General features: G+C 40.3%; 24 protein-coding genes, 3 pseudogenes and 1 other annotated feature. Of the genes and pseudogenes, 2 read left to right on the forward strand and 25 right to left on the reverse strand.

All coding sequences use genetic code 11. From position 1 onward, the window contains the following. The 7 genes and pseudogenes from HT678_RS06655 to ybeY all read right to left on the reverse strand — a co-directional run. Nucleotides 1-313, reverse strand: a pseudogene (locus HT678_RS06655) (transposase family protein); the annotation flags it as partial. 36 nt (nt 314-349) lie between these two features. Beyond that, nucleotides 350-1,520, reverse strand: a pseudogene (locus HT678_RS06660) (multidrug efflux MFS transporter); the annotation flags it as partial. After that, nucleotides 1,507-2,112, reverse strand: coding sequence for a dephospho-CoA kinase (gene coaE, locus HT678_RS06665; protein WP_050971507.1), 606 nt, complete (start codon nt 2,110-2,112; stop codon nt 1,507-1,509). The gene coaE and the pseudogene HT678_RS06660, both read right to left, overlap by 14 nt. After that, nucleotides 2,112-2,936: a DNA-formamidopyrimidine glycosylase gene (gene mutM / locus HT678_RS06670; protein WP_050223299.1), complete on the reverse strand. Its 825-nt coding sequence runs from the start codon at nt 2,934-2,936 to the stop codon at nt 2,112-2,114. Before mutM ends, coaE begins: the two co-directional genes overlap by 1 nt. A 48-nt stretch (nt 2,937-2,984) precedes the next feature. After that, nucleotides 2,985-3,884, reverse strand: a complete 900-nt coding sequence (era, locus tag HT678_RS06675) for a GTPase Era (RefSeq protein WP_000143269.1) — start codon at nt 3,882-3,884, stop codon at nt 2,985-2,987. A gap of 16 nt (nt 3,885-3,900) precedes the next feature. Next, nucleotides 3,901-4,296, reverse strand: coding sequence for a diacylglycerol kinase (locus tag HT678_RS06680; protein WP_023939135.1), 396 nt, complete (start codon nt 4,294-4,296; stop codon nt 3,901-3,903). Next, nucleotides 4,277-4,774, reverse strand: a complete 498-nt coding sequence (gene ybeY / locus HT678_RS06685; RefSeq protein ID WP_000275156.1) for an rRNA maturation RNase YbeY — start codon at nt 4,772-4,774, stop codon at nt 4,277-4,279. The genes HT678_RS06680 and ybeY overlap by 20 nt, the downstream gene beginning before the upstream one ends. Nucleotides 4,775-4,878: 104 nt before the next feature. Between ybeY and pavA the strand changes: the two genes are divergently transcribed. Next, the gene (gene pavA / locus HT678_RS06690; RefSeq protein WP_050223298.1) at nt 4,879-6,534 is read left to right on the forward strand and encodes an Rqc2 family fibronectin-binding protein PavA; all 1,656 of its coding nucleotides are present in this window, start codon (nt 4,879-4,881) and stop codon (nt 6,532-6,534) included. A gap of 55 nt (nt 6,535-6,589) precedes the next feature. Here pavA and HT678_RS06695 read toward each other — a convergent pair whose 3' ends face one another. The 11 genes from HT678_RS06695 to HT678_RS06745 form a co-directional block, all read right to left on the reverse strand. Beyond that, nucleotides 6,590-8,623 carry a glucosaminidase domain-containing protein gene (locus tag HT678_RS06695; RefSeq protein WP_079230772.1) on the reverse strand — a complete coding sequence of 678 codons (2,034 nt, stop codon included), beginning with the start codon at nt 8,621-8,623 and terminating at the stop codon, nt 6,590-6,592. 41 nt (nt 8,624-8,664) lie between these two features. Further along, entirely contained in the window at nt 8,665-9,651 is a 987-nt protein-coding gene (locus tag HT678_RS06700) for a dihydroorotate dehydrogenase (protein WP_166736489.1), read from the reverse strand. Further along, on the reverse strand, nt 9,614-10,414 hold the full coding sequence (locus HT678_RS06705) for a dihydroorotate dehydrogenase electron transfer subunit (RefSeq protein ID WP_023936428.1): 801 nt from the start codon (nt 10,412-10,414) through the stop codon (nt 9,614-9,616). The genes HT678_RS06700 and HT678_RS06705 overlap by 38 nt, the downstream gene beginning before the upstream one ends. Nucleotides 10,415-10,661: 247 nt before the next feature. Then, nucleotides 10,662-11,042, reverse strand: a complete 381-nt coding sequence (locus tag HT678_RS06710) for a VOC family protein (protein WP_000157159.1) — start codon at nt 11,040-11,042, stop codon at nt 10,662-10,664. Nucleotides 11,043-11,099: 57 nt separating this feature from the next. Continuing rightward, on the reverse strand, nt 11,100-11,459 hold the full coding sequence (gene rplT, locus HT678_RS06715; protein ID WP_000124834.1) for a 50S ribosomal protein L20: 360 nt from the start codon (nt 11,457-11,459) through the stop codon (nt 11,100-11,102). 51 nt (nt 11,460-11,510) lie between these two features. After that, nucleotides 11,511-11,711: a 50S ribosomal protein L35 gene (gene rpmI / locus HT678_RS06720; RefSeq protein WP_001125943.1), complete on the reverse strand. Its 201-nt coding sequence runs from the start codon at nt 11,709-11,711 to the stop codon at nt 11,511-11,513. Between the two features lie 32 nt (nt 11,712-11,743). Next, nucleotides 11,744-12,274, reverse strand: a complete 531-nt coding sequence (infC, locus tag HT678_RS06725; protein ID WP_000848180.1) for a translation initiation factor IF-3 — start codon at nt 12,272-12,274, stop codon at nt 11,744-11,746. Between the two features lie 15 nt (nt 12,275-12,289). After that, nucleotides 12,290-12,421: a sequence feature (ribosomal protein L20 leader region), on the reverse strand. A gap of 163 nt (nt 12,422-12,584) precedes the next feature. Continuing rightward, nucleotides 12,585-13,769 (reverse strand): hypothetical protein, encoded by a 1,185-nt coding sequence (locus HT678_RS06730; RefSeq protein WP_050223296.1) that lies wholly within the window; start codon nt 13,767-13,769, stop codon nt 12,585-12,587. Between the two features lie 3 nt (nt 13,770-13,772). Further along, on the reverse strand, nt 13,773-14,360 hold the full coding sequence (locus tag HT678_RS06735; protein WP_023936431.1) for an ABC transporter ATP-binding protein: 588 nt from the start codon (nt 14,358-14,360) through the stop codon (nt 13,773-13,775). A gap of 32 nt (nt 14,361-14,392) precedes the next feature. After that, the gene (locus tag HT678_RS11545; RefSeq protein ID WP_033605204.1) at nt 14,393-14,611 is read right to left on the reverse strand and encodes a hypothetical protein; all 219 of its coding nucleotides are present in this window, start codon (nt 14,609-14,611) and stop codon (nt 14,393-14,395) included. A 145-nt stretch (nt 14,612-14,756) separates the two neighbouring features. Further along, nucleotides 14,757-15,559 (reverse strand): IS5 family transposase gene (locus HT678_RS06745; protein ID WP_138702807.1). Its coding sequence is split into 2 segments (ribosomal slippage): nt 14,757-15,103 and nt 15,103-15,559, totalling 804 coding nucleotides; the frame shifts between segments, so codons are not numbered across the junction. A gap of 37 nt (nt 15,560-15,596) precedes the next feature. Here HT678_RS06745 and HT678_RS06750 point away from each other — a divergent pair. Then, a pseudogene (locus HT678_RS06750) lies at nt 15,597-15,806 on the forward strand (FAD:protein FMN transferase); the annotation flags it as partial. 99 nt (nt 15,807-15,905) lie between these two features. On the opposite strand, the gene HT678_RS06755 reads toward HT678_RS06750, so the two are convergent. From HT678_RS06755 to HT678_RS06785, 7 genes are all read right to left on the reverse strand, one after another. Continuing rightward, nucleotides 15,906-16,163, reverse strand: coding sequence for a DUF896 family protein (locus tag HT678_RS06755; protein WP_000371298.1), 258 nt, complete (start codon nt 16,161-16,163; stop codon nt 15,906-15,908). 42 nt (nt 16,164-16,205) lie between these two features. Further along, entirely contained in the window at nt 16,206-18,242 is a 2,037-nt protein-coding gene (gene glyS, locus HT678_RS06760) for a glycine--tRNA ligase subunit beta (RefSeq protein WP_000164732.1), read from the reverse strand. A 211-nt stretch (nt 18,243-18,453) separates the two neighbouring features. Beyond that, nucleotides 18,454-19,371 carry a glycine--tRNA ligase subunit alpha gene (gene glyQ, locus HT678_RS06765; RefSeq protein WP_023936433.1) on the reverse strand — a complete coding sequence of 306 codons (918 nt, stop codon included), beginning with the start codon at nt 19,369-19,371 and terminating at the stop codon, nt 18,454-18,456. A 368-nt stretch (nt 19,372-19,739) separates the two neighbouring features. Beyond that, nucleotides 19,740-20,501 (reverse strand): elongation factor Tu, encoded by a 762-nt coding sequence (locus tag HT678_RS06770; protein ID WP_050223293.1) that lies wholly within the window; start codon nt 20,499-20,501, stop codon nt 19,740-19,742. Nucleotides 20,502-20,773: 272 nt separating this feature from the next. Beyond that, nucleotides 20,774-21,616: an aldo/keto reductase gene (locus HT678_RS06775; protein ID WP_050223292.1), complete on the reverse strand. Its 843-nt coding sequence runs from the start codon at nt 21,614-21,616 to the stop codon at nt 20,774-20,776. Between the two features lie 120 nt (nt 21,617-21,736). Then, a complete protein-coding gene (pgdA, locus tag HT678_RS06780; RefSeq protein ID WP_044814436.1) occupies nt 21,737-23,128 on the reverse strand; it encodes a peptidoglycan-N-acetylglucosamine deacetylase PgdA in 1,392 nt (463 codons plus the stop codon). A 234-nt stretch (nt 23,129-23,362) separates the two neighbouring features. After that, nucleotides 23,363-23,962 carry a DUF6088 family protein gene (locus HT678_RS06785; protein WP_172924733.1) on the reverse strand — a complete coding sequence of 200 codons (600 nt, stop codon included), beginning with the start codon at nt 23,960-23,962 and terminating at the stop codon, nt 23,363-23,365. Nucleotides 23,963-24,484 lie beyond the last annotated feature (522 nt).

Below are 24,484 nucleotides of genomic sequence, written 5' to 3' on the forward strand. Positions count from 1 at the left end.
AGAGGAGTTCTTGAAATCGCAACACCACCTTTGAACAAGAGTTACTTCAACCCATTGGCTCCGACGGATTAAGTTGCTTTCGTGGATACCAAGATCAGCCGCAATTTCTTCATAAGTTCGATATTCTCGCACATATTGAAGTCGCCATAAGAAGGTATTCTAGGCTTAGTTTAGGTTTTCGTCCCCCTTTTGCGTGTTTACCTTGATAATCTCTTTTTAATACAGCTAACATCTCTTCAAAAGTCGTGCACTGAACACCAACCAGGAGCTTAAATCGTGCATCAGTTAGTTGTTCACTTGCTTCATAATCCATAGAACTATTATACCATATATTGTTTCGCAGGAAGTCTAATAATGTTCGAAATTGAAGCAGGTTAAAGAGACAACTAAAGGCTTGTCGCATAAAAGACTGCATGGTAGCCAAATTGTCCTGCTACTGCAGAACCTGCCATAGGACCAACGACACCTCCCAGATAAAAGAATACCTGATTAAAGGCAAAGACCCTCGAAATACCAGCTTTGGGTGTCATCTTACTGAGAAGGGCATTGACCCCAGGTATCAGCGCACCGGTTCCCAAGCCAAAGAGGAATCGATAGAGTCCTAGTTGAAGGGGACTAGAGGAATTGGCACAGAGAAGATAGATGATGACTGAATAAAACTGGGCGACAACCAAGAGACGATGATTGCCCACCTTGTCACCTAGCTTGCCCATAACTCCTGCACTCATCATGCTGGAAAAGCCCATACTGGATACAATCAAACCAGATACAAAAAGAAGATTCTCTGTCTGCCCTAAGTCGCGTACATACAGAGCTAAGATAGGACCGATTGATTGGGCTGAAAATTGGATAACAAAACTGGTCAGAAAGAGGTTGACCAAGAGATAGGGATATTTAACTGATGTAAATAATTCCTTTGTTGGGATGGCCTTTTCCTTGGCTACTGGTTGAAAATCTTCCTTGATAAAGCAAATAGTTAAAATAGCGGCTAGAAACAGAAAACTACCAACCAGTAGGAAAACTGTACGAATGCCAAATAATTCTGCGATAAAGCCACCAATAAAGGGACCAGTTAGAGTACCTGCAACTACACCTGTAGACAAAGTACCTAAGGCAGAGCCTGATTTCTCCTTGGGAACCTGACTGGCTATCAAGGCCGTTGAATTGGGAACAAAACCCGCAAATACACCATTCAGTAAACGAAGAAAGATTAGCCAATAAATATTTGGCACAAAGGTCAAGCCTCCCATAGTGATAGTCATGGCCAGACCAGCACGAATCATCATGGGTTTTCGACCGTATTTATCAGCAAGGATTCCCCAGATAGGAGAAAAGAGCGCCGCGGAAATGGCAGAGACAGAAATAGCTAAACCTGCATAAAAAGCAGCTTGCTCACTCCCAACACCTAGATTTTCCACAAAGATGGGCATAAAAGGCACAACTAAGGAAATACTGGCTCCTGTCAGAAAATTACCAAACCAGGCAATGCGCAGATTATCCTTCCAGTTAATCTCTGTCATCTTGCTTACCTCCCTCAAGCAGGGAGACCACTTGAGTAAGAAGCTGGTCCTGATTCCCATTGTTGTTTAAAACATGGCTGGCCAAATCTTTCTTTTTCTCTAAAGGCCACTGGGCTGCCAGACGAGACTCAGCTTCATCTTTGGACAAGTTGTCCCTTTTCATTAAGCGTTCTACTTGGACATCTCGGTCCACATAGACCAACCAAGTCTCATCAAACCAAGAGACGTAGTTCTGCTCAAAAAGTAAGGGGATATCCATGAAAAAAATCTCTTCTGTCTGAGCAAACTGATCTCTCAACGTAGCTAGTTCCTCACGGATAATCTTTCCTTGGATTCGCTTAGACCATTCCTGTTCTTCAGGATTTGAAAAGATGAGATTAGCTAGGAGAGGGCGATTGAGTTCTCCATTTTCTAAGATAATTTTTTGACCAAAGTGCTGGACTAGAGCTTCAAACAGACGACCACCAGGTTTCTGTAGTTGGTGGACGGCTGCGTCGGCATCCACTACTTGAAAGCCTTGCTTTCTTAGAAAATTTGTCACGGTTGACTTACCAGAGGCAATTCCCCCAGTGATTCCGATGATTTTTCTCATCAGCCCCTCCTTTGGCACTGAGGACAAAAGTGGGTTCCACGTCCGCCTAGTTGGATTTTCTCAATCACTGTCCCACAGCGTGAACACTCTTGACCAGCCTTGTCATAGACCTGATGAAAATCCTGCATGGTTCCATCTTCCCCAAAGGCATTGGTATAGGTCCGAATGGTCGAACCACCTTTTTCAACGGCCTGGCCCAAAATAGCAATGGTTTGGTCATGAATGGCTGTCGTTTCTGCTGCTGTCAAAGTCTGGGAAGGTCTTGCCGGATGAACCTGAGCTCGCCAGAGAACCTCATCCACATAGATATTGCCAAGTCCAGCTACCAAGGTCTGGTCTAGGAGATGGGATTTGATAGGCTTTTTGGACTTGGCTAGGGCATCTTGAAAGATCTGCAAGTCAAAGTCTTGTTCGCTTGGTTCAGGACCTAATTTTTTAGAAATAAAGTAGGCATCCAAAAGGTCAGGCGCCAAGAGTTCCATAGTACCAAACTTGCGAACATCCTCATAAACAAGCGTGCCACCATCTTCAAACTGAAAGAAAACATGGGCATGCTTGCGTTCAGGAACCTGGTACGGATAGTAAAAATACTTGCCCTCCATCCGCAGATGGGAAATCAAGACCTTGTCTGTTAGGTAAAACAGCAAATATTTTCCACGACGTCCCATTGACTCAACAACTTGGCCAGGCACTTCCTTTCGAAACTCGTCCAAATCTGTCTTAATCATCTTGGGATAGCGAATTTCTATACTCGAAATCTTCTTTCCCAGAATCAATTTTTCTAAACCACGACGAACGGTTTCAACCTCAGGTAATTCAGGCATACGTCCTCCTTCTGTAAAAACAAGAAGCAGGCATGAGCCCACCTCTACTTAGTATTCTTTTTCATTATAGCCAAAGTCAGCCAAATCTAGCTTTTTATCGCGCCAGTTTTTCTTGACCTTGACCCAGGTTTCTAGGAAGACCTTGTCTCCTAGCATAAGTTCGATATCACGACGGGCCATACTACCGATTTTCTTAAGCATAGCGCCACCTTTACCGATGATAATCCCTTTTTGGCTATCGCGCTCGACCATGATGGTTGCACGGATGTGAACCTTGTCTGTCTCTTCGTCTCGTTTCATACAGTCAACAACTACTGCTACAGAATGCGGAATCTCTTCACGAGTTAGGTGCAAGACTTTCTCGCGAACCATTTCTGAAACTAAGAAACGTTCTGGATGATCTGTGATTTGATCAGACGGGAAATATTGGAAACCTTCATCCAGATTTTCACTCAAAATATCCACTAGACGAGACACATTATTTCCCTGAAGGGCTGAGATTGGAACAATTTCCTTAAAGTCTATTTGATTACGGAAGTCATCAATCTGAGACAAGAGCTGGTCTGGATGGACCTTATCGATTTTATTCACCACCAAAATCACAGGAACCTTGGTAGCCTTGAGACGCTCGATAATCATATCGTCCCCCTTACCACGCGCTTCATCAGCAGGCACCATGAAAAGAACGGTGTCCACTTCGCGAAGGGTGCTGTAGGCAGACTCAACCATGAAATCTCCGAGAGCTGTTTTAGGCTTGTGAATCCCTGGTGTGTCGATAAAGACAATTTGCTCCTTATCAGTCGTGTAAATTCCCATGATTTTATTGCGCGTTGTCTGCGCCTTGTCACTCATGATGGCAATCTTTTGCCCCATAACGTGATTTAAAAAGGTTGACTTCCCAACATTGGGACGTCCTAAAATGGCTACAAAGCCTGATTTAAAAGTCATAATTTCCTCTTACTGTTTAAAATAATAAATCCCAGATTCGTGGGAGAAAAATCAATGCGCCTGTTAAGGCTGCGAAAAGAGAAACCACTAATACCGCGCCAGCCGCCATATCCTTGGCATTTTTAGCCAGCATGGAAAAGTGATAGTGACTGGCCAAATCCACCACATTTTCAATAGCAGAGTTGATAATCTCAAAGGCTACTACCAAGAAAATGCTCAATAGGAGAAAGAGCCATTCGATTCGTGACACCTGAAAAACAAAACCTGCAAGGATGACCACTAGAGCCGTCACTGCGTGTTTTCGCATATTGCATTCTTCCTTGATAGCAGTAAAAATACCTGTCAAAGCAAATTCTAAACTGGATATCAAGTCACGATTTTTCCATTTTCGTTTATTGTCTTGTGAGTCCATAGGCTGTCAAAATTTCTTCTTGTAAACCGAACATCTCCGCTTCTTCTTCCGGAGTGTAGTGATCATAGCCGTTAATATGTAAAAAGCCGTGTACTGCCAAGAAGCCCATCTCACGCTCAAAGCTGTGACCATATTCTTCGGCCTGCTCATGAGCCTTATCGATAGAGATGAACAATTCCCCAATATAGGCATCAAACTCAGACATCATCTCTGCCAATTCTGGATTTTCAAGCAAATCCTCTTCGTCAAAGGCAATTTCCAATTCTGGTTTATACTCAAGGCTGATGACATCTGTCGGACGGTCGGTGTCACGGTACTCCAGATTAAGTTCATGACTACGCTCATTGGTCACAAAAGTGACTGCCATCTCCTTGTCTTCTTTTCCTAATTTTTGGGCTGCAAATTCCAAAATTTCTTGGGTTTGTTGCAACATTTCTTTTGAAACTTGACCAGTTTCATCTACCATTTCAATATACATGTGCTTCTCGTTTCTCTTTACTTGGCTTTATTATACCACATTTCCATGATTTTATTCTACCTTTTTGATATAATACTATGGAATACAATCACAAGGAGAGAACGATGTCATTTGACGGATTTTTTTTACACCACATAGTTGAGGAATTGCGAAGCGAATTAGTGAATGGTCGCATCCAGAAAATCAATCAGCCTTTTGAACAAGAGTTGGTCTTGCAAATCCGCAGCAATCGCCAAAGCCATCGCCTGCTCCTTTCTGCCCATCCAGTTTTTGGACGCATTCAGCTGACCCAAACGACTTTTGAAAATCCAGCCCAACCTTCTACCTTTATCATGATTTTGAGAAAGTATTTGCAGGGGGCCCTGATTGAGTCGATTGAGCAAGTGGAAAATGACCGTATTGTGGAAATTACAGTTTCCAATAAAAACGAGATTGGAGACCATATCCAGGCTACCTTGATTATCGAAATTATGGGGAAACACAGTAATATTCTACTGGTCGATAAAAGCAGTCATAAAATCCTCGAAGTTATCAAACACGTTGGCTTTTCACAAAATAGCTACCGTACCTTGCTTCCTGGGTCGACCTACATCGCTCCGCCAAGTACGGAATCTCTCAATCCTTTTACAATCAAGGACGAGAAACTCTTTGAAATCCTGCAAACACAGGAAACGACAGCTAAAAATCTTCAAAGCCTCTTTCAAGGTCTGGGACGCGATACGGCAAATAAATTGGAAAGCATACTGGTTAGTGAAAAACTTTCCACTTTCCGAAACTTTTTCCATCAAGAAACCAAACCATGCTTGACTGAGACTTCTTTCAGTCCAGTTCCTTTTGAAAATCAAGTGGGAGAGCCTTTTTCCAGTCTTTCTGATTTGTTGGACACCTACTATAAGGACAAGGCTGAGCGAGACCGTGTCAAACAGCAAGCCAGTGAACTCATTCGCCGTGTTGAAAACGAACTGCAGAAAAATCGACATAAGCTGAAAAAACAGGAAAAAGAGTTACTGGCGACAGACAATGCTGAAGAATTTCGCCAAAAAGGAGAATTGCTGACAACCTTCCTCCACCAAGTGCCTAACGACCAAGACCAGGTTATCCTAGACAACTACTACACTAATCAACCTATCACCATTGCGCTTGATAAGGCCTTGACTCCCAACCAGAATGCCCAACGCTATTTTAAACGGTACCAGAAACTCAAAGAAGCTGTCAAATACTTGACTGATCTGATTGAGGAAACCAAGGCAACCATTCTCTATCTGGAAAGTGTCGAAACTGTCCTCAACCAAGCTGGACTGGAAGAAATCGCTGAAATCCGTGAAGAATTGATTCAAACCGGCTTTATCCGTAGAAGACAGAGAGAAAAAATCCAGAAACGTAAAAAACCAGAACAATATCTAGCAAGCGATGGCAAAACCATCATCTATGTTGGCCGCAATAACCTGCAAAATGAGGAACTAACCTTTAAAATGGCCCGCAAGGAGGAACTTTGGTTCCATGCCAAGGACATTCCTGGAAGCCATGTTGTCATCTCAGGCAATCTTGACCCATCTGATGAAGTCAAGACAGACGCAGCAGAACTTGCAGCCTACTTCTCTCAAGGTCGCCTGTCAAATCTGGTCCAGGTAGATATGATTGAAGTCAAGAAACTCAATAAACCAACTGGCGGAAAACCCGGCTTTGTCACTTACACAGGACAAAAGACCCTCCGTGTCACACCAGATCCAGAAAAAATCGCATCCATGAAAAAATCCTGATTTTATTTGAAATCAGGATTTTTAACTTATACTCAAATCATATCCAATTATAGGACTAATCTTTGCCACCTAATTTCTCATTGATTTTCATCATCACACTAGCAATTTTTTCGCCCCAATAAGGGTCTGAGGCATATTCCACATTCATACCAGATGCCTTGTTTCCAAGGAAAGTTCTGCCCCTATCGATATAATTTTCCTTAATCCACTTGGTTGCTCCTAAAATACCTTTATCCACATCGTCAAATGTCTTGGCAGAAAGGTAAGGGGTCGTATCATAGGCTGTAATTCCAAAGAAATTATTCTTATCTTTGGCAATCTTACTTCGTCCCCAATCACTTTCTAAAGCACTATGGGCAAGGAGATAGAGGGCATTGATATGGTAATGTTCTTCGGCTTCCTTAAAGGTAGCTCCCTTATTTTCCAAGAGGCTATTGTTAATGTTTAGCAAACTAAATACCTTATCCAAATCCTCAGCACTATAGTTTGTAGCCTCTGTCAAGTCTTTGAAAAGGAAAGGATTTTCAAGCTTAAAACCATCAAAATGCAGGCCATCTGCCGAATAATATTTCTTGCCTACTTCCATATCAGAAAGATGAGAAGCTACTGGGATACTAGCATTCTGAGCCACATAGTGATAAAAACGGTGGCCATCACTCTCATAATAAGGGATAAAGTCCTTACTAGCATCTAGCGCTTGTAAATCTTCTGTTTTCATATAGCCTGACAAACCAGAAATAGTAATAGCCAGGCGCTTGTCATCACTTTTTCTATCCTTATCTAGCCAAACAACACTAGCTTGCGATATATAGGAGAGCTTTTCACCATCTGCATTATAGATATTTGCTGTGACTGGTACTACTTGATAATAAGCAGCATTTTCATTTGTAGCTTTTTCTCCACGCCATTTACCATCGCTTCCAAGCTGATAACCATCTACTGTCTCATTTTTCGCCATGTAGCCACCGGATTTGAAGTAGTACCAGGCTTGACTTTTAGAATCGTAGACCCATTCTTTTTTAGCCATTTTGCCATCAGACTTGAGGTAAAACCATGACTCCTTATCCCAAATCCATTCATTGGCTGCCATGTAGCCACCGGATTTGAAGTAGTACCAAGCTTGACTATGAGAATCGTAGACCCATTCTTTTTCAGCTATTTTCCCATCAGATTTGAGATAAAACCAAGATTCCTTATCCCAAATCCATTCATTGGCTGCCATGTAGCCACCGGATTTGAAGTAGTACCAAGCTTGACTATGAGAATCGTAGACCCATTCTTTTTCAGCTATTTTCCCATCAGACTTGAGGTAAAACCAAGATTTCTTATCCCAAATCCATTCATTTGCTGCCATATAGCCACCAGATTTGAAATAATAATAGTGACCATTTTCGAAAATCCATTCTTTGTCAGCATGATTTCCATTTTCTTTGATGTAAAACCAAGATTGGTATTGTTTGTCAAAAAGCCAACCTTGCTGCACTTTGGCACCACTGGCATTCACATAAGCCTGCTCAATCCACTGACTTGTTAGCAAATAACCACCAGATTTGAAATAATAGTCCTTGCCCTTAATTTGAAGCCATTCTTTCTCTGCGTGTTGTCCATCTGATTTGATATAAAACCAAGCATCGTATTGAGAATCAAATACCCAGTCTTCTATTACTTTGGCACCTGTTGCACCGACATAGGAAGCTCCTAGCCAAGCATTTCTTTTCATCTTTCCATTTTGGTCAAGATAATAGAAGGCTCCCTTGTCTTCTATCCATTCTGATTTGGCCATATAGCCACCAGATTTGAGGTAAAAATAGTCGTCACCTTGCTTTAGCCATTCATTTTCAACATAGTTGGCATCTTCTTTTATATAGAACCAAGATTGATAGTGAGCATCAAAAATCCACTCATTCGCTGCTTGACTGCCGTCTGCTTTCAGATACTGTTTTCCTTGCCAAGTACCATCACTAGCCATTGCACCCTCTGGACTAGCTAAGAAAAATAGCAGAGCTAAAAAAATAAATCTTACTTTTTTCATTAACCTTCTTCCTCTGTTCTTATTTATTTTATTGTACCAAAATTCTCCTAAATTCATATTACAAACTAATAAAAAATCAAGAACAGATTGATTGCAGTTTACCTCAGAGACTCTTTTACTTCCTTGCGAAGATTTTCTAGACTGCTGATACTATATTTATCCATAACCTTTGGTAAATTTTCGATGATGTCAGGGCAGGCATAAGGATTGGTAAAGTTAGCTGTTCCAACTCCAATAGCAGATGCCCCAGCCAGATACATTTCTAGGGCAGCTTCAGCCGAATCCACTCCCCCCATTCCAATGATAGGCAGGTCTGTTGTTTGGGCTACTTGGCGGATGAGTTTGAAGGCTACTGGAAAGACTGCTGGACCTGACATTCCACCTGTTCCATTGGCCAAGATTGGTTTTCTGGTTTTGAGGTCAAAGCGCATTCCAACCAGAGTATTGATCATGGTCAAGCCACTTGCTCCCGCATCTTCTGCAGCTTTTGCGACAGTAACGATATCGGTCACACTCGGGGTTAATTTGACATAAACTGGCACTTCTGAGGCTTCCACAGCTGCTTTCACCACATCATAAGCCAAATCTGGATCTTGACCAATCAAAAGTCCATGATTACAGTGGTCAACATTGGGACAAGAAATATTGAGCTCGATAGCTTTTACATTAGTTGCCTTGGAAATCCCATGAGAAACAGCTGCATACTCTTGTTTTGAAAAACCAGCTACATTGGCAATAATAGGAAGATTTGGATATTCTCTTTCCAGCCAAGGTAGCTTTTCAGCCAAAACAACCTCTAAACCAGGATTTTGCAAGCCAATTGCATTGAGCATACCAGCAGGCGTCTCTGCCACTCTTGGAGTTGGATTCCCAAAACGTGGTTCAAGGGTTGTCGCCTTGATCATAATAGAACCTAAAAGGTCTAAATCATAGTACTTGGCATACTCTTGTCCAAAGCCAAAACAGCCTGATGCTGGAATAATCGGATTTTTCAAATCCAAACCAGGTAGAGACACTTGTAATCGATTTGTAGTCATAATTTTCTCCTTATAATACAACTGTTCCTGTGCGGAAAACAGGACCATCTTCACAGACGCGTTGGCTGACCGTCTCGCTTTCTGGTACTTTTAGAACACAGGCATAGCAAGCTCCCATCCCACAAGCCATACGAGATTCCAGAGATAAATAGGCTCTTGGGTGATCATCAAAGGTTTGATTGATATACTTCATCATTCCTGGAGCCCCACACGAGTAAACAGCATCAAACTGACTATCTAAATCATTGATAACAACGGAAACATTTCCCTTGATGCCATAAGAACCATCATCTGTCGTTACAAAGACCTGACCATACTGAGCCAATTCCGTTTTCAAAATAACAGCATCCTTATTAGCAAAACCGAGGACTGTCACTACTTTCACTCCACGTTCATGCAATTCCTTGGCCACCTCAAGCAAGGGTGGAACACCAATCCCACCACCAACAAGGAGAACCTGATTCTGCTCATCAAGGTCAGACAAGTCAAAACCATTTCCCTGAGGCCCCATCACATCAAGAGTGTCTCCCTGACTTAAGGTTGAAAAAATTGCAGTCCCAGCTCCCTCAATCCGGTAAATGAGATGACACTGCTTCTTAACCTTATCGATAGACGAAATTGAAATAGGACGACGCAAAAGATGGGCATCATCAGGCACACGCAGATGTAGAAATTGTCCTGCTCGCATGACTTCAACCATTTCTCCTTCTAAGACTAGTTCAAAGATTGCTGGCGCGATTTCCTCCTGTGCAACCACCTTCATGGTTTCCAAACGAATGGCACCCAAACGTTTCTTACATGTGGGATTCATGACTTTTCCTCCTTAAATTTTAAGGGGACCAGACAAAGAAAAGACCTTGCTAGTGCAAGGCCTCAGTTAAAATTGTACAACAGAAGAGAGCAAACTCAAAAGTCTCCTCTAGAAAATTGTACTATTCTTTTATCTGACACCTTGTGAGTCTCTCTGGACTCCCCTTAAAGGTTAAATTTTTATTAGTATACTCTTTCAGCTAAAAAAAGTCAAGTAGAAAAGGAACATTCTACTTGACCTCATGAGATTATTTTTCACGAATGACTTCGACCTTGTAGCCATCAGGGTCTTTGACAAAGTAATAGTTTGGTGTAGTTCCTGGTAGGCCATTTGGCTCAGTCACTTCATAGCCTTTTGCACTGTGCTCTTGATGAAGAACCTCAAGATCAGGTGTACTTAGGGCGATATGAGCAAAGCCATCTCCAACCACATAAGGGCCGTGATCGTAGTTATAAGTCAATTCCAACTCATAGTCATCACCCTCAAGACCTAGATAGACAATCGTGAAGGCATGATCTGGAAAATCTCTGCGACGCAATTCTTTAAAACCAAAAGCATCTTGATAGAATGCAATTGATTTTTCAAGATTTTCTACTCGCAAGCAAGTATGTAGCATTTTTGAAGCCATATTTTTCTCCTTTATTTTTAAAAAGACTGGACAATCCTCTTCCAGTCTCATCAGTTGTTATTTACCAAGTTTTGCTTTAGCTGCATCTGCAAGAGCTGTGAAAGCTGCTGCATCGTTAACAGCCAAGTCAGCAAGCATTTTACGGTTAACTTCGATCTCAGCCAATTTCAAACCATGCATCAATTGTGAGTATGAAAGTCCGTTCATACGAGCTGCCGCGTTGATACGAGTGATCCACAATTTGCGGAAGTCACGTTTTTTCTGACGACGATCACGGTATGCATAGTAGTAAGAGTTCATTACTTGTTCTTTTGCAGTACGGAACAAGATGTGTTTAGCTCCATAGTAACCTTTTGCTAATTTAAGAATACGTTTACGACGTTTGCGTGATACAACGCCACCTTTAACACGTGCCATGTTTTATTTCCTCCAAATATTTCCTAGAATTATTTACTTACAGTCAAGCTATTATTTCAAGCGAGTAAGCATTGCTTTGATACGTTTGTAATCTCCTGAATGCACCATAGATGCTTTACGAAGATGACGACGTTGTTTCTTAGTTTTTCCGTGGAAACGGTGAGAAGTGTAAGCACGGAAACGTTTAAGTCCACCAGAACCTGTACGTTTGAAACGTTTAGCTGATGCGCGGTGTGTTTTTTGTTTTGGCATGATTTTTTCTCCTTTATTTAACTTTCTGACAATTATTTTTTGTCAGTCGCTGGCGCCAATTGCATGAACATTTGACGTCCATCCATTTTAGCACGTTGTTCGATGATGGCAATATCTTGAGTTGCTTCAGCAAACTCGGCTAAAACTTTTGCACCAATCTCTTTATGGGTAATCATACGACCCTTAAAGCGAATAGATACCTTAACTTTATTTCCTTTTTCAAGGAATTTGCGTGCATTGCGAAGTTTTGTATCAAAGTCACCCTTGTCAATCGTTGGACTTAGACGAACTTCTTTCACAGTAACAACGCTTTGTTTTTTACGTTGTTCTTTTTGCTTCTTCTGGTACTCAAATTTGAACTTACCGTAGTCCATAATTTTTGCAACAGGCGGTTTGGCTTGGGGTTGAATCAATACTAGGTCAACATTAGCGTTATCAGCCAAAGCTTGCGCTTCACTGAGTGGCTTGATGCCTAGCTGTTCTCCCTCAAGACCAATCAAGCGAACTTCACGTACACGAATCTCATCATTGATGAATAAGTCTTGCTTTGCTATGGTTTTCACCTCTTTTGTTTTATTAGAGAAAAACAATAGCGGACTCGTAAATATACAAGCCCGCACGTTATGATAGCGTTTCTTCGAAACTTTTCATCCGTAGGGCCAGGCAACTTAATGTCACAAGGCGAGAAGCTCTCACTTCTGCTTTTCTCAACTTTTATATGATACCAAGTTTTCTAGCTCTTGTCAAGATAAAAAGTTATTTTTTGAAAAGTTTGTGTTTGTATTTTGGTTTGGTTTTCGAATCAAAAAGAGAGAATCAAGTTGATTCCCTCTCTATGTTAGTTTTTACTTATTTTCCCTACCTATAGGAAAGCTAGAATCTATTAAAAACTTCCCTTTTACGTGAATTTCCCCATCTTTCGATAAATAAAATCCCCACTAACAAAAGGATAATCAAGTAAGGAAGTAAAACTAGCCCCATGCTCCAATTTAGATTGACATTATCAATCTGCTTAGGTAATCTTCCAGATAAAATCTCCACTGAACGCAAGTAAGTAAAGGGAATCAGATGTGCAATCCTTTGAAGAGGCTGAATGGTTTGGATGCCAAACAATAAGCCAACAATCCCAATGAGTGAAAGAAAAAGGACAGGCATTTTTTGCTTGAAAAAGTAAGCAATCAAATACACGACTTCCACAATGACGATAAAGGCTAAGAAAGCTAAGAACAAGCCAGGAAATAACACATCTTGTATCTTTCCAATAGTTACCTCTTGATTCGCTAAGCTATAAATTGGGTAGGGATAATCTAACTGTCCAAAACCACTTATCAGACTTCCCGCTAGAAAAGAAAATCCACAGATTCCGATAAACAGCACAGTTACATAGCCCACTCCAACTCCAAGAGAGGATAAAGCAAATGTCACTTTTGAAAAAGGATATAACTGAGCTGTGTCCAGATGATTTTGATATCTTTCTGCAAATAGTTGCGTTAGCATAAAAATAATAGCAACCACAAACAAGCTTGGGATGATAGCCTCTAAAATCCAGACAATCTGGTCAATCCCGTGGGTCGGAAACTCCAAAGTATGTGCTTTTATGTTCAAGGGATACAGGGCTTGGTAAATCTTTCGTTGGCGGTCAACCGCCATTTTAAAGTCAGAGCTAGCAGTCGGTTCATTTGACATAACTTCATAATTCTTCTCTTCATCTTGCCACTGCAAATAATAGGCTTCTTTCCATCGTCCTTCTTTTAGTAAATTCAAAATTTCTTTCTTTTGCGTTAAAAAATTTTTTTGCAAGTCTAAATTACTTTTAACACTCTGGTATTCCTCCGAGCTGGTGTCAGACATTTGGGAAAGCTTCACTTCATTTTCATTGATGATTCTCTCATATTTTACAACACTGGTTTCCAACTCGCTCTCCAAGCTGTGTGAGTTTGCAGTCTGACTATTTAAATAAAAGGTAACACCGAGTACAGATGCAAATAAAAGTAAGATAATCCAGTTTAAACGACTTTTGAAAACTTTTTTCAATAAAAATAGACTAACATCTTTCATAAACTAAACCTCTTCTATCTGCCCCTGATGAATGGTTACTACTCTATCGCAGACATCAACCAACTCTTCCTTATAGTGGGAACTTAAAAGAACCAGCTGCTCTTGTCTATCGATTTGTGCCAGCCTATCAAAAAACTTCTGTCGATAATACTCATCTAAGCCATTTGTAATTTCATCCATAAGCCAGCATTTGGCCTGACTGAGGAAATACATGGCAATCACCAAGCGTTGCTTCATGCCTAGGGAATACTTGCGAATGGGAAGGCTGATATAGTCAGACATTTCCCAGTAGGCGATTTCATCCCTCAAGTTCAGGTCTGACTTCCAGATGCTTTTTATAAGGCGAAGATAGTCCATCCCACTTAAGTTTCCATCCAGCCATTCAACACTCTCATAATAAAATAAAGAAGGAGAGACTGCGATATTTCCACTACTTATGGGGATTAAGTTGCTAATGGCGCGGAACAGGGTCGTCTTTCCAGAGCCATTGATAGCGAGAACACCATAAACCCTGCCTTTATTAAAGGTGAAATCCGCATCTTGCAAGATGACTTGTCGCGTTTTTAAGGTCACATGAGTAAGCTGTAACATATCCAGTCCTCCTTTTTCTCACTCTTTAAGGATCAATAGCCTCCTTTGTAATGGTTTACTACCTCATAACGATCGTAGTTCCAGCCTCCGCCAACTTTATACTCAGAATAGCTATAATAAGAAGACCATTCCGGAATGACAATATATCCATATCTGTGGTAATTCATACTATACCTATAGTAGGTATTCCAATCATAGCGATAACTTTTAAGAACGGTCTTAGCAGATACACTGGACTGAAGAAGACCAATAGATTATAAACTAACTAATTAAACGATTTTTGCTAATTTTTAATGATTTTATATCATCAATATCGAAGACGCTTTCATTATATCGTTTTTATCATTATTATGCAACAGATTTTTAGTTTATTTTACTACTAGACTTCCTGCAAAACTAGAATCCTAGTTCATGATTGATAATGCCAGCAATCGAATTCATTCGTAATCCGAAGCGTTTACGATGATTTCGATAGGTTGTTGAAAACATTTTAAACGTTTTTACTGTGGCAAAAATATTCTCAACCTTGCTGCTCTCCTTAGATAGTGCATGGTTACAGGCTTTGTCTTCAAGAGTTAATGGCTTAAGTTTACTTGATTTCCTCGGAGTTTGTGCTTGAGGATATATCTTCATGAGTCCTTGATAAGCACTGTCAGCCAAGATTTTACCAGCTTGTCCGATATTTCTGCGACTCATTTTGAACAACTTCATATCGTGACAATAGTTCACAGTGATCTCCAAAAAACAATTCTCCCTTGACTTGTGACAATCGCTTGAACCTTCATAGCGCGGCATTTCTTTTTACCAGAATCATTCGCTAATTGTTTTTTAAGGCGATGGATTTTTACTTCCGTCGCATCAATCATTACCGTGTCCTCAGAACTGAGAGGAGTTCTTGAAATCGTAAAACCACTTTGAACAAGAGTTACTTCAACCCATTGACTCCGATGGGTTAAGTTGCTTTCGTGAATACCAAAATCAGCCGCAATTTGTTCATAAGTGCGGTATTCTCGCACATATTGAAGAGTGGCCATAAGAAGGTCTTCTAGGCTTAATTTGAGTTTTCGTCCCCCTTTTGCGTGTTTACCTTGATAAGCTGTTTTTAATACAGCTAACATCTCTTCAAAAGTCGTGCGCTGAACACCAACCAGGAGCTTAAATCGTGCATCAGTTAGTTGTTTACTTGCTTCATAATTCATAGAACTATTCTACCATATATTGTTTCGCAGGAAGTCTAATCAAACAGGATATCCTGTTGAAACGGAACTAGCGAGTCTAACAATCATCTCTGATAAATCAGTCGATGGCGAAATCTGAACGACTCGACTCTTTGGAGAAAGACATGCTTCTATCCTCTGGCAAGTCGAAAGTTTTGAGGGCATCGAAGCCATCCTCATCGATAAAGAAGGTCACCTAAGCTGTTCTTCAGGAATTCCTACTCTATAGAGACAACTGTTTCAATGGAGTTTTAAAATTGTATTATGTAAAAAGAGAAAGGAAATCTCATGTTATAGTCATTTAGTTTTAAAAAAGAAAGAATACATATTATGAATTTGGATCATCAAGACTACGACCATGTAATCCTTTTTCACGTTGTACCTGACGTAGTTTTTCTGGTGTAACATCATTACCTTCTTCGTCCACAATTTTGATTCCCTCAATGTGGTGACGAACAGAGCGACGATAACCTTCAATGTACTCCTCACGTAGTTTAGCTTGTTCCACTTTTTCTTCTGATGTCAAGCCTTCTGCTTTTTTCTTTTTGGCAAGCTCATTGATACGATCAATTTTTTTAGGATCCATGTTTCTCTCCTTTATGATAAGATTTAATCCGTTTAACAGATTTTATTTGGTATTGATTTGGTTAAAACGTGCAAGTTTAGCTGCTTTCTTGGTTAATTGAGACAAGATTGCCAAACGATTTTGACGGACTGCTTCATTTTCAGCCATAACCATGGTATTCTCAAAGAATGCATCAATGACTGGGCTAAGAGCAAAGAGCTGTTTCAATTGCTGACTGGCAGTCCCTGACAAAACGAGTGATTCTACTGCTTCTGCCAAGGTTTTCTCTTCTTCATTCTCAAAGAGAGCTGAATCAACTGTGGCTACTCCTTCTGCCTTCTCAGTCAAGTTAAAGGCACGAGAGAGTGATTCAACGGATGGTTTGAAGTCTTCTTCCTTGCTTGCTTCTACGAGAGCACTTGCTGCTTCCAACATATCTGCCACAACAAAGTTTGATCCTGCAAGAACGGCTTCCTTAATGTCTTTTGGAGTAGAACCCATCATCTTATCAACACGAGCCTTGATAAAGTTCATAACCTCTGTCTTATTTTCATAAGTCAAGCTGTCAAATGTTAAAGCATAAAGGCTATCAATCAGCTCGTCCATAGCAATGTGCCAACCAAAGGCATCCAATATACGAACTACACCTTGCGTCGCACGACGAAGGGCATAAGGGTCATTAGAACCTGATGGAATCAAACCTACTGAGAAGAAACTCAAAATCGTATCCAATTTATCTGCAATAGCAAGCACTGCACCAACCTTGCTCTCTGGAAGTTCTCCTTCAGCTGATGTAGGCATGTAGTGTTCACGAATAGCAGTTGCCACTGCTGGAGTTTCACCAGCAAGAAGGGCATATTTCTCACCCATAATTCCTTGGAGCTCGTCAAATTCACCAACCATACCTGTCAACAAGTCAAACTTGTAAATTGCTGCTGCACGGGCTAGGTCAACTGTTTCATCCGCTGACAAGCCTGCTTTTTCTGCCAAGAGAATAGCAATCTGACCCGTACGAATCATGTGTTCACGAAGGGAACCAATCTTCTCATGGAAGGTCACATTGTTTAATTTTTCAACAAGATCTGAAATGACCAATTTTTGATCTTCACGCCAGAAGAATTCACCATCTTCTAAGCGAGCGACCAAGACTTTTTCATTTCCTTTGATAACATTTTCCAAATGCTCTGCATTTCCATTACGAACAGAAATGAAGTTTGGCAATAGTTTACCGTCTTGATCACGGACAACAAAGTAACGTTGGTGTTCCTTCATTGAAGTCACCAAAACTTCTTCTGGAACTTCAAGATATTTAGCATCAAAACTTCCCATAAAGGCAGTTGGGTATTCAACCAAGTTCAAGACTTCATTCAGCAAATCAGCGTCAATCTCTATACCTACACCACGCTCAGCTTCGATTGTCTTGATTTGGTCAACAATCATTTGCTCACGTTCACGTGGATCTGCAATTACATACTGTGCACGAAGGTCTTCTTCATAGCTCAATGCTGACTGAATCTTAGTTTCTTGTCCCAAGAAACGATGGCCACGGCTCACACGCCCTCCCTTGATATCAAGGAAATCCAAATCAAACTCTTCTTCATCTAAAAGAACAGTTAAAGTGTGAACAGGGCGGATGTATTCAAAGGTGTTGTTAGCCCAGTGCATGCTGACAGGGAAAGTCAAGGACTTCAAGACATCTACAACACCAGGAACAATGGCTTCAACTGCTTGACCAATTTCTTCCTTGGTAACATAGACATATTCTTCACCCTTGATTTCACGGAATTCGATATCTTCAACAGTCAAGCCTTTCCCACGGACAAATCCTTGAGCTGCTTTGGTGAAGTTTCCATCACTATCCAATGCAATTTTCTTTGCTGGCCCCTTAAAATCTTCTGTCAAATCAGACTGTTTGTCTGCAAGACCAGTTAAACGAACAGCCAAACGACGTGGTGTTGAGAAGGTCTGAATAGCTTCAAAAGACAAGCGGTTTTCCTTGAGAAAGGCTGCCATTTTTTCGCCTAGTTGTTTTTCACTTGGTGTGACAACATAGGCTGGTAATTCTTCAAGACCGAGTTCTACTAATAAGTTTTTTGTCATGTTTTTTCTCCGAAAAATATCTTTTTATTTTCCAGTTTGCCTTATGTGATTGGTACGCAAGCAACCAACTTCGTTGTTTCATTGCTAAAATTGGAGCCAAAAGTCTCCAATTTTGCCTAGTATCCTTAGTTTCACTAAGGATACCTTCATCACTGCTGCAACTGGTTCAGGGCTCACACTGTTCGCCCATTTTCGTAATTTGTCACTTTCTTTATTCCGCGTCTTCTGCTAAGAGTTTAACTCGTGTTGCTTCATCTAAAAGTGGGTAACCTAGGCGTTTGCGTTCTGCGACAAAGGTTTTGGCTACAACTCGGGCCAAGTTACGGATACGAGCGATATAGCCTGCGCGCTCTGTTACAGATACGGCACCACGCGCATCAAGCAGGTTAAAGGTGTGTGAACATTTGAGAACATAGTCATAGGCAGGGTGAACCAAGCCTTCTTCCAAGGCACGACCAGCCTCTTTTTCAAACTTATCAAAGTTTTCCAGCAACATTTCTTGATCCGAAATTTCAAATGAATATTTTGAATGCTCGTACTCAGGCTGGATAAAGATTTCTCCGTATTTTACACCATCGGCCCACTCAATATCATAGACAGAATCTACTTCTTGGATGTAAGAAGCCAAGCGTTCCAAACCATAGGTAACTTCCGCAGTCACAGGGCCAGTTGCCAATCCACCGACTTGTTGGAAATAAGTGAACTGAGTGATTTCCATCCCATCAAGCCAAACTTCCCAACCAAGACCAGCTGAACCAGTAGATGGATTTTCCCAGTTGTCCTCAACAAAACGGATATCGTGCTCCAAAGGATTGATTCCCAATTTTTCCAAAGACTCAAGGTAAAGTTCTTGGATGTTTGATGGAGATGGCTTCATGACCACCTGGAATTGGTGGTGTTGGTAAAGACGGTTAGGGTTTTCCCCGTAACGACCGTCAGCAGGACGACGTGATGGCTCTACATAAGCCGCATTCCATGGCTCAGGTCCGATAGCACGAAGGAAAGTGTAAGGACTCATCGTTCCCGCACCTTTTTCATTATCATAAGCCTGCATGAGCATACAACCTTGGTCATTCCAAAATTGTTGCAAAGTCAAAATAATTTCTTGAAATGTTAATTTCTTAGACATTGAATACTCCTTAATAAAAAATAATTTCTTGCGACACGAGTCTGCCTCGTCGATTATACGAGGCAAGACGAGTTAGTACTGCGTCTAGCTCAGGCACTCTAGTGCTGAGCGTAGGGCAGTCCGACTGTAAGGAGGTTTCTGCCACTGACGCAGTGAAATGTTAATTTCTTAGACATTGTTTACTCCTTTTTATATAAATTACTTGCGACACGAGTCTGCCTCGTCGATCATACGAGGCAAGACGAGTTAGTACTGCGTCTAGCTCAGGCACTCTAGTGCTGAGTGTGGGGTAGCCCGACTGTAAGGAGGTCTCTGCCACTGACGCAGTAAAATGTTAATTTCTTAGACATTGTTTACTCCTTTAGTTTTTATATTTCTTTTTCAATTAATTTCTGTTGAACAAACCAATTTAACAAGGGAAGAGTTTTATCTGTATTTGCCCATAAATGATAAGAATCGAAGACCGCTTGTACACTACCTAGATTTTCTACCAACTTATCTATTGTCAAAAAACTACGCCAGTATTCGTAAAAAATACTTGCATAGTTCTTATCATAGGTCGAAGAACCAAAATCATTCAATGAATGCCAACCATACTTCTTCTGAAAAAGTTCTACAAGAGATTGATTACAAATTTTTTCCGCTTGAAATTCCTCTTCTGTCAAGAAATACTTGCGACTAATATATTCAACCATTCCCTCTTCGAACCAGATATAAGAGTCGTAACCATCAAAATCATCTAAAAAATACTCCGACCAATGAGCTAACTCATGTCCTACAATCTGTAAGAGGAAATTTTCAGATAAAGAATGATAGTGACTTTCTATTGCTTGAGTTTGCTGAGAACACTCGTAGTCCATCAACTGATACAAATACAACTCTTTCCAAACAGCTAAATCAGGCGTCACAACCATTCGTCTATTATTTGTATAGGCTGGAACAGCGCTTTCCCTAATAATCTGTGTAGCAGCATTAAAACTTGACCAAATAACGGCTTGCGGTAAATCACAAACTGCAAGTTCATTCTTTAAAAAAGATTGATAATCTTTCAACTTTTCAGTATTTCTTACTACAAAATCACGAAATGCAGCTAGTTGACTATCGTCCTTTACAAGATAAAGGTTTTCCACGTCTCTCCTTTCTTTCACACAATAGACTGAATAAGCAAAAGAACCGCGTCCGACAATCCTAGGTTGACTTAACCTAGGGGCGTCAGAAACGCGGTTCCACCCTAATTTATTACTTCATTGTTTTTGAAAATTCTACAGAAAGCGCCAGCTCTTTATCTTGTCCTACTTGGCTCCCACTATCCCAAGCTCGCTTGAAGAACGCCATAAGACTTTCTTTCCTGTTGACTATTATATCAAAAATTAGAACAATGTACAATTCTTTTTATGATTTTCTAAAAATCCACATCATCAACTCGTGGAGCACCAGACTGAACAGCTATCATTTTTAAGGTTTCTCGTTCCTCTTGACTCAGTTCAATTCCAAAGCAATCAAGATTAGCCTGAATACGAGAGGCTGTGACAGATTTTGGAAGTGGTAAAAATCTTTCTGCCAAGCTCCAGGCCAAGGCTATCTGAGCAACAGACTTTCCATGATTTGCTGCGATTTCTTGCACTTCCTTGCTATCAAATAGTTCTCCCTGACCAAAAGGTCCCCAAGCTTCCAATAAAATTCCTTTTTCTCGACAGTAATCTACGACATCCTCTTGATAGACACCTGGCGCCAAGCGAACTTGATTGACCGCTGGAAGAATTTTTGCTGTTGCAAGCAAGGCATCCAAATGATGGGGAAGGAAATTACTAACCCCGATAGCACGGATTTTGCCTTCTTGATAAAGCTCCTCCATCGCTCTCCAGACTTCTGAATTTCGGATTTTCCATTGGTCATTTTCTCTGAGCGGTTTTGGATTTGGCCAATGAATCAAATACAAATCCAAATATTCCAAGCCCAGCTTCTCTAAAGACTCTTCAAAAGCCTGACGAGCTTGCTCATAGTTGTGATTTCTATTCCAGAGTTTGCTGGTTACAAAAATTTCCTCCCTCGGAATACCACTATCTTGAATGGCACGACCAACGCTTTCTTCATTTTTATAAATAGCTGCCGTATCGATATGGCGATAGCCTGCCTTTAAAGCCTCTAGTACAGCTTGATAGGCAATCTCTCCATTTTCAGCTTTCCAGGTACCAAATCCCAGAACTGGAATTTCTACTCCATTATTTAATTGATAAGTATTCATATACTCCTCCTTCTCTCTTATTCATCAATTATAGCATAAAATATTTTTTACTAATTAGTACTATCTTCTCTTCTGTAAAAAATAAGTCTATCACATATCTGACAGACCCATTTTTGTTGCTTATTCATCACGACTATAATACAGCTCATGAGCTTTTAGGCGAGTATTGAGCATCTCTGGTATGGTCACAAAGGTGTACCCTTGATTTTTCAAATACTCAATGACCCTTGGCAAGGCATTGACTGTCGGACTGTGAATATCATGCATCAGAACGATAGAGCCGTTAGCTACTTGATGCTGAATTTCCGTCAAAATAGCTGTTTCATTTTTACTCTTCCAGTCCAGACTATCCACATCCCACATGATAAAGCTCAAATCGAGGCTATTGCGAATGTCGTCTGTAATGGCTCCATAAGGCGGGCGCATGAGTTTTGAACTAGAACCCAGTACTTTAGTTAGCACATCCTCAGTATCAGTAATCTGCTTTTTAGCTTCATCAAGAGAAAGTTGCGAGAGAATCGGATGGCTCCAACTATGGTTTCCAACAACATGACCTTCGGATTTTATCCTTTTCACCAAGTCCTCATTCCCAGAAACGTTTTTCCCAAGTACAAAGAAAGTGGCTTTAACACCATATTTAGCTAGAGTCTCTAATGCCTGCGGAGTCGTTGCTGGATTTGGACCATCATCAAAGGTTAGAGCGACAACTTTTTGATGTTTCTTATCAAAGTAAGACTGGTACAAGGCTGCGTCTTTTTCAAGTAAGTACGAAGATTGGATAACATCAAAGAAAGCAGATACTGGCAAGGCTATCTCTTCTAAATTTTCAACCACAGGACTTGGATAAAGGATGATCTGACTATCCTTGTAATCAAAATTCCATGCAGACAAGTCTTGGTCGGAGAAACCTTTAACAATCTGATCACTCTGGTCTTGCTCCAATTTCTTATCCTGTAAGAAGGAAGTCAATTCTTTTATCAGCTGTTCCTTGGCCTTACTAGCATCTGAAAACAGTTGGTCAAGTGTAAAAGGTTGCCCATCTTCTGTTAAGTGAACCTTTCCTAGGCTGGTCTTTTCAGTCTCTTCAACCTTAAAATCAACTAAATCATAGATTTGTTTCGTCGCATTACGATTGACGACTCCCTTTAAACCTGACTCTTCTTGCTCTGTATAGTAGAAAACAAGATTGTCCTTACTTTCTAGCTTGTCCTTAATATCTTGATTTATCAGCTCCTTAACAGACGAAATCACTTGCTCCCCTTGGAGAGGATAATAGGTAATCACTTCGGTTTGTCCCTTACGAAAATGCTCCTTCTGATTTCCCTCACTCAATTGATCGTCTTTCTCTTTTTTGAGCGATTCAATCTTTTGCTCAAAGCTTTTTTGCTGATACATTTTAAAAACAATAAATCCGCCTAATAGGCAAATAGAAATTGCTAAAATACCAATCAAAGCCAATAATATATGTCTCTTTTTCCCGTGTCTGCCACGTCCCAGTCTACTTTTATTCATATTTATATCATAACAAATTTAAGCAATAATTTCAATGATACAGTTTGGCAATCCACAATTCCTCTAGCAAGCCAAAGCATCTCACATCAACTAGATCAGCCCTATCTATAGGAACCATCTAGTTTTCTATCTATGGAATTTCTAGTAGATTGAAGCTAGAATAGACACCGTCACTTCTAAAAACATTCTGAGAAATTGATTTATTTTTCCCAGTCGATTTATCCTCAAACATCCCTATACCTCTGATATTTTCTTGATAATACTATATACCCAGACACTTGTAGTTTTACCTTCAGCTAGTAATGTTGACTTTTCTTCTTCAGATAATTTTTTCCGTAAGTAGTCAATCTGCTGAGAAGTAATGTTCTCTTTCCCCATTACCTTGACAGATTGTATCACCATTGCAGTTAAGGTTGACATATTTGAAATATCTCCATTATTTCTATGCTTAAATTCTATTCTTGCCTTACCAACATTAAAACTGGCATATCTTCCATCTGATATATAGATCCATTTTGCTGGTACCTGCGTAGATAGACCAAGTAAATTAAGGGCTGTGTTTCCCGATGGAGCAATGGTCCAATTATATTTTCTAGCAATAGCATCAGCAACTTCATCCACAGAGGCCATTGCATACTCTCCAATCAGTTCTATATATTTTGGTTTATAATAAATACCTTTCAAAATGCGAGTAACCTTTTTGTCTTTTACAAGACGATTTAATGTACTACGAACAGTTTCATATCCTACAATTTCAAAGAAATCATTTGCTATAAAAACTTGATTCGATTCAAAATTTTCTATCCTGTTTACTATTTCCTGCTTATCGTTCATCTATCGCACCTCCTTTGCACCGAATATGATGCTATTTTGGGTGCGAGAGTCATTTTATCAAGAGGGAACAGACCTCTTACAATTTCTTATGTAACATCTCTATCTATTTTATCCCATTTCTTATTTCAGTAATCGCTTGATTATAAAAATCAGGATAGTCAGCCGTATTTATTTCTTTTATATTGTAAAATGAAATAAGAATAGGACGATTCGATCAGGACAGTCAAATCGANNAGTTTCAATCTACTATAATAGAAATTACTTTGACTTTCCTGACTGATTTGTTTAGTTCTTATTTCATTCAGATATGCTATGCATTAACCAATAGCGGATACCTACGGAGAACTTGCCACTCAGATGTAGGACCTGCCCATCATACAAAAAAACAGACTTCATCCCACAAAGAGATAAAATCTGTTACTATTTTCTACACGATATTTCCTAATTTTTAATCCAGCAGTTGGTCTACTTGGCTGATGACTCGCTCGGTAAAGGGCTTGTTGCCAAAAAACTCCAACCACG

Origin of the sequence: Streptococcus sp. 3167, from assembly GCF_013277175.1 — a bacterium.
Classification (GTDB): domain Bacteria; phylum Bacillota; class Bacilli; order Lactobacillales; family Streptococcaceae; genus Streptococcus; species Streptococcus pseudopneumoniae.

Bases quoted from the DNA above. Each gene is read 5' to 3' on its own strand.
- ybeY (WP_000275156.1), bottom strand. From the start codon at position 4,774: ATGTATATTGAAATGGTAGATGAAACTGGTCAAGTTTCAAAAGAAATG.
- rplT (WP_000124834.1), bottom strand. From the start codon at position 11,459: ATGGCACGTGTTAAAGGTGGCGTTGTATCACGCAAACGTCGTAAACGT.
- glyQ (WP_023936433.1), bottom strand. From the start codon at position 19,371: ATGTCTAAGAAATTAACATTTCAAGAAATTATTTTGACTTTGCAACAA.
- HT678_RS06710 (WP_000157159.1), bottom strand. From the start codon at position 11,042: ATGGCTTCAAAAATGCTACATACTTGCTTGCGAGTAGAAAATCTTGAA.
- HT678_RS06755 (WP_000371298.1), bottom strand. From the start codon at position 16,163: ATGGATCCTAAAAAAATTGATCGTATCAATGAGCTTGCCAAAAAGAAA.
- era (WP_000143269.1), bottom strand. From the start codon at position 3,884: ATGACTTTTAAATCAGGCTTTGTAGCCATTTTAGGACGTCCCAATGTT.
- HT678_RS06735 (WP_023936431.1), bottom strand. From the start codon at position 14,360: ATGTTACAGCTTACTCATGTGACCTTAAAAACGCGACAAGTCATCTTG.
- coaE (WP_050971507.1), bottom strand. From the start codon at position 2,112: ATGAGAAAAATCATCGGAATCACTGGGGGAATTGCCTCTGGTAAGTCA.
- HT678_RS06700 (WP_166736489.1), bottom strand. From the start codon at position 9,651: ATGGTCCTGTTTTCCGCACAGGAACAGTTGTATTATAAGGAGAAAATT.
- HT678_RS06695 (WP_079230772.1), bottom strand. From the start codon at position 8,623: ATGAATTTAGGAGAATTTTGGTACAATAAAATAAATAAGAACAGAGGA.
- pgdA (WP_044814436.1), bottom strand. From the start codon at position 23,128: ATGAATAAAAGTAGACTGGGACGTGGCAGACACGGGAAAAAGAGACAT.
- HT678_RS06730 (WP_050223296.1), bottom strand. From the start codon at position 13,769: ATGAAAGATGTTAGTCTATTTTTATTGAAAAAAGTTTTCAAAAGTCGT.
- glyS (WP_000164732.1), bottom strand. From the start codon at position 18,242: ATGACAAAAAACTTATTAGTAGAACTCGGTCTTGAAGAATTACCAGCC.
- HT678_RS06775 (WP_050223292.1), bottom strand. From the start codon at position 21,616: ATGAATACTTATCAATTAAATAATGGAGTAGAAATTCCAGTTCTGGGA.
- HT678_RS06680 (WP_023939135.1), bottom strand. From the start codon at position 4,296: ATGGACTCACAAGACAATAAACGAAAATGGAAAAATCGTGACTTGATA.
- mutM (WP_050223299.1), bottom strand. From the start codon at position 2,936: ATGCCTGAATTACCTGAGGTTGAAACCGTTCGTCGTGGTTTAGAAAAA.
- HT678_RS06705 (WP_023936428.1), bottom strand. From the start codon at position 10,414: ATGAATCCCACATGTAAGAAACGTTTGGGTGCCATTCGTTTGGAAACC.
- HT678_RS06785 (WP_172924733.1), bottom strand. From the start codon at position 23,962: ATGAACGATAAGCAGGAAATAGTAAACAGGATAGAAAATTTTGAATCG.
- pavA (WP_050223298.1), top strand. From the start codon at position 4,879: ATGTCATTTGACGGATTTTTTTTACACCACATAGTTGAGGAATTGCGA.
- rpmI (WP_001125943.1), bottom strand. From the start codon at position 11,711: ATGCCAAAACAAAAAACACACCGCGCATCAGCTAAACGTTTCAAACGT.